6 protein-coding genes and 1 rRNA gene are annotated in these 7,171 nt (G+C 58.7%); 3 read left to right on the forward strand and 4 right to left on the reverse strand.

Annotation, left to right across the window (positions count from 1 at the left end; all coding sequences use genetic code 11):
• Positions 1–71 precede the first annotated feature (71 nt).
• From ACF8R3_RS10275 to ACF8R3_RS10290, 4 genes are all read right to left on the reverse strand, one after another.
• A complete protein-coding gene (locus tag ACF8R3_RS10275) occupies positions 72–758 on the reverse strand; it encodes an SDR family oxidoreductase (protein ID WP_196185674.1) in 687 nt (228 codons plus the stop codon).
• Positions 759–1,142: 384 nt separating this feature from the next.
• Positions 1,143–1,727 (reverse strand): YigZ family protein, encoded by a 585-nt coding sequence (locus ACF8R3_RS10280; protein ID WP_058638388.1) that lies wholly within the window; start codon positions 1,725–1,727, stop codon positions 1,143–1,145.
• A gap of 9 nt (positions 1,728–1,736) precedes the next feature.
• Entirely contained in the window at positions 1,737–2,399 is a 663-nt protein-coding gene (locus ACF8R3_RS10285; protein ID WP_023535181.1) for a TetR/AcrR family transcriptional regulator, read from the reverse strand.
• 90 nt (positions 2,400–2,489) lie between these two features.
• A complete protein-coding gene (locus ACF8R3_RS10290) occupies positions 2,490–3,410 on the reverse strand; it encodes a LysR family transcriptional regulator (protein ID WP_178091277.1) in 921 nt (306 codons plus the stop codon).
• Between the two features lie 115 nt (positions 3,411–3,525).
• Between ACF8R3_RS10290 and ACF8R3_RS10295 the strand changes: the two genes are divergently transcribed.
• From ACF8R3_RS10295 to ACF8R3_RS10305, 3 genes are all read left to right on the forward strand, one after another.
• Entirely contained in the window at positions 3,526–4,872 is a 1,347-nt protein-coding gene (locus ACF8R3_RS10295) for an aspartate aminotransferase family protein (RefSeq protein ID WP_100852292.1), read from the forward strand.
• A gap of 69 nt (positions 4,873–4,941) precedes the next feature.
• A complete protein-coding gene (locus ACF8R3_RS10300) occupies positions 4,942–6,435 on the forward strand; it encodes a CoA-acylating methylmalonate-semialdehyde dehydrogenase (RefSeq protein WP_058605263.1) in 1,494 nt (497 codons plus the stop codon).
• Positions 6,436–7,039: 604 nt separating this feature from the next.
• A 16S ribosomal RNA gene (locus ACF8R3_RS10305) occupies positions 7,040–7,171 on the forward strand; the annotation flags it as partial.

Consider the following 7,171-nt stretch of genomic DNA (forward strand, 5'->3'; position numbering starts at 1 on the left):
ATCAGGTACGGTTGCTGCCATTCTACAGGGCCAGGCCTGGCCGTGCGCCCCAATGGCGGCAACCTGCCCAATCACCAGACCAAGGGTTCGCCCTTGTAGTTGATGAAGCGAAGGCCCGCCGTTCCACTTTGGGCCTTGATCTGCTCAAGCATGCCACGGGTGCTGGTCAGCACGTCGATCTCCGCGTTTTCTCCGCCCATGTCAGTTTTCACCCATCCTGGATGCATGGCCAATACGCACAGGTCATGGCGCGGCTGGGCCACCACAAAGCTGTTGATCATGGAGTTCAGGGCAGCCTTGCTGGCCTTGTACAAACAGATCTCCCCGCCATCAGGCACTGCGACACTGCCCAGAATGGAACTCATGAAGGCGAGTACACCGGTCTGTTCGCGTACATGTTCAACCAGGCGGCGTGCGACACGAATCGGTGCAACGACATTGGTCATGAACAGGTCACCAATTTCTTGGTGCGTAACGTTTTCCACATCCTGTGGGAGAGGGCCCATGACGCCTGCGTTGATAAATACCAGGTCGAATAGCTGACCGGTCAGGCGCTTAGCCAGGGTGTCGAGTTGGGCTGGGTCATTCATTTCCAGCTGTTCGATACGCACGCCTGGAACATCCGCCAGAGCGCCTGGTTCTTGCGGATTGCGTACTGTGGCAGTGACCTTCCACCCGTCTTCGTACAGGCGGTTGACCAGGCCCAATCCCAGGCCGCGTGAGGCCCCGATGATCAGAGCGGTTTTTGAATCGGCCATGAGCGTGCTCCATAGGGTTGTTAGAGCCTGTGAGCATAATTCATAGGACGCCTGGATGTGCCCGGCCATTTGTGACGCTGCACTGCGGCGCCTTGCTGCTTGAAAAATGAGCAACCCTCGGCGCGGCCATGTGCCACAGGTGCCCTGTCGTTTCACTCACGGGTTATCCACAGGCTGCTCCACAATTAATGTGTGCAAACCGCAGTTATCTGGTCGCATGGCCGCCTGCGCATGGGGATAACTTAGGCTGGCTTAACTGAAGCTGCCGATTTCGTAACCTTGGTCAAAATTTGATCAAATCTATGGAGGGGGCATGCTCATTGGGCTCTAGGCGTATGCCCCAAGCTTATCCACAGCCAGGCCCACAGTTGCTGTGGGCAACACTTAGCAACTTTCTAGCAGGATTCGGCCGCGGCTCAGGTCTGCCAATTGTTGTTGCAGAGGCAGCCTGTGGACATCTTCGAAGGCAATCTTCAGGTCTACACCGTTGGCGGTGAAGTGCTCTTCAAGCACCAGACCCTGGACGTCGGCGACCCGCAGTTTCACCAGCGCCAATTCGCTGAATGCACAACTGCAAGTGAACTCGCTGCGTTGTACCAGCAGGCGCTTGGGGGCCTGTTGCAGGCATTTGTTGGCGCCGCCGCCGTATGCCCTGGCCAATCCGCCGGTACCAAGCTGAATGCCACCGTACCAGCGGATGACCAGCACCACCACCTGATCGCAGTCCTGTGCCTCGATGGCTGACAGAATCGGGCGGCCGGCCGTGCCGCCAGGTTCGCCGTCGTCGCTGCTGCGGTATTGGGGCCCGATTTTCCATGCCCAGCAATTGTGGGTGGCGTCGGGGTCGCTGTGACGCTCGATGAAGCTCATGGCATCGCTGGCACTGGCGATGGGCCCGGCCAGGGTAATGAAGCGGCTTTTGCGAATGTCCTCGCGGAATTCGCAGAGGTCGAGCAGGGTAGAAGGCATAAATGTCGGTCAGGCAACTGGCGCGATGCCGCATCCTTTGAGAATGATGTGGATAAGGTTGGTGCTGGCATCTTCCATATCTTGCTTGGTCAACCGGCTGCGACCGGTCACCTGGCAGATCTGGGTGGCGAAATCGGCGTAGTGCTGGGTGCTGCCCCACAGCAGGAAGATCAGGTGGACCGGGTCGACAGGGTCCATCTTGCCTGCATCCATCCAAGCTTGGAACACTGCCGCCCGGCCCCGGAACCACTCGCGGTAGTCAGCGCTGAAGTACTCGGTCAGGCAGGAGCCGCCGCTGATCACTTCCATGGCGAAGATTCGCGACGCCTGCGGGTTGCGCCTGGAGAACTCCATCTTCGTGCGAATGTACCGGCTAAGCGCCTCGCCCGGGTCGTCCTCGACGCTCAAGGCGTTGAAGGTGCTGTCCCATAGCTCGATGATGTTGCTGAGTACGGCAATGTACAGGCCCAGCTTATTGGTGAAGTAATAATGCAGGTTGGCTTTGGGCAGCCCTGCCTTGAGGGCGATGGTGTTCATGCTGGTGCCCTTGAAGCCATGACGGGCGAACTCGTCTTCGGCGGCCTTGATGATGGCCTGTTCATTTTTCTGTCGGATACGGCCTGCGGGTTTGCCGGAGGCGGATAGGCGGTGCGCAGGGACTTCTAATGTCATGAACGATTCCGTGCAGGGGGATGGCTGCGTCTGTAGGACAAGATTACCTTCCCACGGCAAAGTAACAAGCATTGGCGGCAGAGAGTGGCATCAACGTGTCGCAGCCAGACTTTCCAGAAAACTCTCAAGCACCAGATTGGGCCGTCTGCCTTTTCGCGTCACCCAGCTCAAGCTCAGGTCATAGAAGCGTTGCTGGGGCTTGAGCGCTCGTAGTCGTCCTTGCTGGACCCAGAGCGCAGCGTAGTGATCAGGCAGGTAACCCATGTAGCGCCCTGTCAGGATCAGGAACGCCATGCCTTCGCGATCCGACGCGCTGGCCGTGCAGTTGAGCACCTGGTAGTGCGCCTGGATTTCGGCAGGCAAGCGGAAGGTCGGGGCAATGGCCTCCTGGCGATTGAGGCGTTCATCGTCGAGCAGATCGTCATCGGCGTAGAACAGCGGATGACCGACGGCGCAGTACAGCAGCGAGCGTTCGCTATACAGCGGTTGATATTCCAGCCCCGACAACGGGCTGGTCTGGGGGACGACGCCCACATGCAGACTGCCATCGAGAACACCGTGCTCCACCTGGCTGGGTGCGATCATGCGGATCTGGATACGCACGTCCGGACCCCGGTCCTTGAGTTCAGCCAGCGCATGGGTAATGCGCATGTGAGGCAAGGTGACGAGGTTGTCGGTCAGGCCTATGTTCAACTCGCCGCGCAAATGCTGGTGCAGGCCGTTGACTTCGGTGCGGAAGGTTTCCAGCGCGCTGAGCAGTTGCAGCGCCGAGTGATAGACCTCCCGGCCTTCCTCGGTCAGCGAGAACCCTGCACGCCCGCGCTGGCACAAGCGCAAGCCCAGACGCTGTTCAAGATCGTTCATCTGCTGACTGATAGCCGATCGCCCGATACCCAGCACGTTTTCTGCGGCAGAAAACCCGCCACATTCCACCACGCTGCGGTAGATTTTCAACAGGCGAATATCGAAGTCGCTGACTTGTGCAAGCGGATCGGGGCGTCGGCTCATCAGTTTAGTCGTGGCCTGTGTAAAGGTTAGAAATGCAGGCTTTTTCAGACTTTATCGCCGTGCCAAGTTAGCTGCAACAACATCCATCGTTGCCTAATCGTCTTCCGAGGAACCGCCGATGAACATGCTCCAAACCGCGCCTGCCGGTATCGCCAGCCAGCTCAAGCTGGATGCGCACTGGATGCCCTATACCGCCAACCGCAATTTCCAGCGCGATCCTCGGCTGATCGTGGCGGCCGATGGCAATCATCTGGTGGACGACAAGGGGCGCAGGATCTTCGATGCCCTCTCAGGGTTGTGGACATGTGGCGCGGGCCATACCCGCAAGGAAATCACCGAGGCGGTGTCGCGCCAGATCGGCACCCTGGACTACTCGCCGGGGTTTCAGTTCGGGCACCCGCTGTCCTTCCAGCTGGCTGAAAAGATTGCCGAACTGACGCCGGGTGACCTGAATCATGTGTTCTACACCAATTCAGGCTCCGAATGTGCCGATACGGCCTTGAAGATGGTGCGCGCCTACTGGCGCCTGAAAGGCCAGGCCACCAAGACCAAGATCATTGGCCGCGCCCGTGGCTACCACGGGGTTAACATCGCCGGCACCAGCCTGGGCGGGGTCAACGGCAACCGCAAGATGTTCGGGCAGTTGCTGGACGTCGATCATCTGCCGCACACCGTATTGCCGGTCAACGCGTTCACCAAGGGCCTGCCGGAGGAAGGCGGCATCGCGCTGGCTGACGAGATGCTCAAGCTGATCGAGCTGCACGATGCATCCAATATTGCAGCGGTGATCGTCGAGCCGCTGGCAGGTTCGGCCGGCGTGCTGCCGCCGCCCAAGGGTTACCTCAAGCGTCTACGTGAAATCTGCACCCAGCACAATATCCTGCTGATCTTCGACGAAGTGATCACCGGCTTCGGCCGCATGGGCGCGATGACCGGCGCCGAGGCCTTTGGCGTTACGCCTGACCTGATGTGCATCGCCAAGCAGGTGACCAACGGGGCGATCCCCATGGGGGCGGTGGTTGCCAGCAGCGAGATCTACCACACGTTCATGAACCAGCCGACGCCGGACTATGCCGTGGAATTCCCCCATGGCTATACCTACTCTGCACACCCGGTCGCCTGTGCGGCAGGGCTTGCTGCGCTGGATCTGCTGCAAAAGGAAAACCTCGTACAGTCCGCTGCAGACCTGGCGCCGCATTTTGAGAACCTGCTGCACGGCGTCAAAGGCACCAAGAACATCGTCGATATCCGCAACTATGGCCTGGCAGGCGCCATCCAGATCGCCGCCCGGGACGGAGACGCCATCGTGCGCCCTTATGAAGCGGCGATGAAACTGTGGAAAGCGGGCTTCTATGTGCGATTCGGCGGCGACACCTTGCAGTTCGGCCCAACCTTCAACACCAAACCTGAAGAGCTGGACCGTCTGTTCGATGCCGTGGGCGAGACGCTGAACCTGATCGACTGATTTCCTGCGTTCAAGGCAGGCGCCTGTCGCACACACGCCTGCCACGCCTTTTTCTATCTGGAGTGTTACATGAGCATTGTTCAGCACCTGATCAACGGTGACCTGGTTACCAAGGGCGAGCGCACCGCCGATGTGTTCAACCCCTCCACTGGCCAGGCCATTCGCAAGGTCGAACTGGCCAGTCGTGCGACCGTGCAGCAAGCCATCGATGCTGCCAAGGCCGCGTTCCCGGCCTGGCGCAACACCCCGCCGGCCAAGCGCGCCCAAGTCATGTTCCGTTTCAAGCAACTGCTCGAGCAGAACGAAGCGCGAATTGCACAAATGATTAGCGAGGAGCATGGCAAGACCCTGGAAGACGCCGCCGGGGAGTTGAAGCGTGGTATCGAGAACGTCGAGTTCGCCTGCGCTGCACCTGAATTGCTCAAGGGCGAGTACAGCCGAAACGTGGGCCCCAACATCGACGCCTGGTCCGACTTTCAACCGCTGGGGGTAGTAGCGGGGATCACGCCGTTCAACTTCCCGGCGATGGTGCCACTGTGGATGTATCCACTGGCAATCGCGTGCGGCAACGCATTCATCCTCAAGCCGTCGGAGCGTGACCCCAGCTCGACGCTGTTCATCGCCCAGCTGTTGCTGGAAGCGGGCTTGCCCAAGGGCATCCTCAATGTGGTGCACGGTGACAAGGAAGCGGTGGATGCCCTGATCGAGGCGCCGGAGGTCAAGGCGTTGAGCTTCGTGGGTTCTACGCCAATTGCCGAGTACATCTACGCTGAGGGCACCAAGCGTGGCAAGCGCGTCCAGGCACTGGGCGGCGCGAAGAACCATGCAGTGCTGATGCCCGATGCCGACCTGGACAATGCCGTCAGTGCGCTGATGGGGGCTGCCTATGGTTCGTGCGGTGAGCGCTGCATGGCCATTTCGGTCGCGGTGTGCGTGGGTGACCAGGTGGCCGATGCGCTCATTGCCAAGCTTGAGCCGCAAATCAAGGCACTGAAGATCGGTGCGGGCACATCGTGCGGCCTGGACATGGGGCCGCTGGTCACCGCGGCGGCTCGCGACAAGGTGGTTGGCTACATCGATGAAGGCGTAGCGGCGGGCGCCAGGCTCGTGGTGGACGGGCGCGGCTTGAGCGTGTCGGGTAATGAAGAGGGCTATTTCGTCGGCGGCACCTTGTTCGATAAAGTGACCCCGCAAATGCGCATCTACAAGGAAGAGATCTTCGGGCCGGTGTTGTGTGTAGTACGGGTCGACAGCCTCGAGCAGGCCATGCAACTGATCAATGATCACGAGTACGGCAACGGTACCTGCATCTTTACCCGTGACGGTGAAGCGGCGCGGTTGTTCTGCGATGAAATCGAGGTAGGCATGGTAGGGGTTAACGTTCCGCTGCCGGTCCCTGTGGCCTATCACAGCTTCGGCGGTTGGAAGCGTTCGCTGTTTGGTGATCTGCATGCCTACGGGCCAGACGGCGTGAGGTTCTACACGCGGCGCAAGGCCATTACTCAACGCTGGCCGCAGCGGGCCAGCCATGAAGCATCGCAGTTCGCATTCCCTAGTTTGTAAGCGTGCTGTTGGGGAGCAAGGAGGCCATGGGACCTCCTTCTTCTATATAAGGTAGTGCCTCATCCATCAGCGGCGCCTTCCCAGCCCACGGCCAGAATATTTCAAATACATGAAATTAAAGGTTGACGCGGTTTCGAATCCCCTTATAATGCGCCCCACTTCCAGCGACATCGGAACGCGAAACTCCTTGAGATTCAATGGGTTAGCTAGTTAAGGTGGTGCTGTAAGGGCTACGATCGAACAGATCGGCAGCGGTTGAGAAGAAGGTTGACAGCGTGTTGAAACGCTGTAGAATTCGCCTCCCGCTACGAGAGATCGAAGCGAGTCAAGTGTTTGAAGTTGAACGAGTTTCTCGAAATAAATTTCAAAAATATACGCTTGACAGGCAGTGAGGAAAGCGTAGAATGCGCGCCTCGGTTGAGACGAAGCGCTCTCAGCCAAACGCTCTTTAACAAATCGAATCAAGCAATTCGTGTGGGTGCTTGTGAGTACGGACTGATAGTCAGAAAGATTATCAGCATCACAAGTGACCATGCGAGAAATCACATAGTCATTTGAGATTGCTGAGCCAAGTTTAGGGTTTCTTAAAAACCCAAGCAGTATTGAACTGAAGAGTTTGATCATGGCTCAGATTGAACGCTGGCGGCAGGCCTAACACATGCAAGTCGAGCGGATGACGGGAGCTTGCTCCTGGATTCAGCGGCGGACGGGTGAGTAATGCCTAGGAATCTGCCTG

This window comes from Pseudomonas sp. FYR_7, assembly GCF_043106155.1.
GTDB lineage: Bacteria > Pseudomonadota > Gammaproteobacteria > Pseudomonadales > Pseudomonadaceae > Aquipseudomonas > Aquipseudomonas parafulva_B.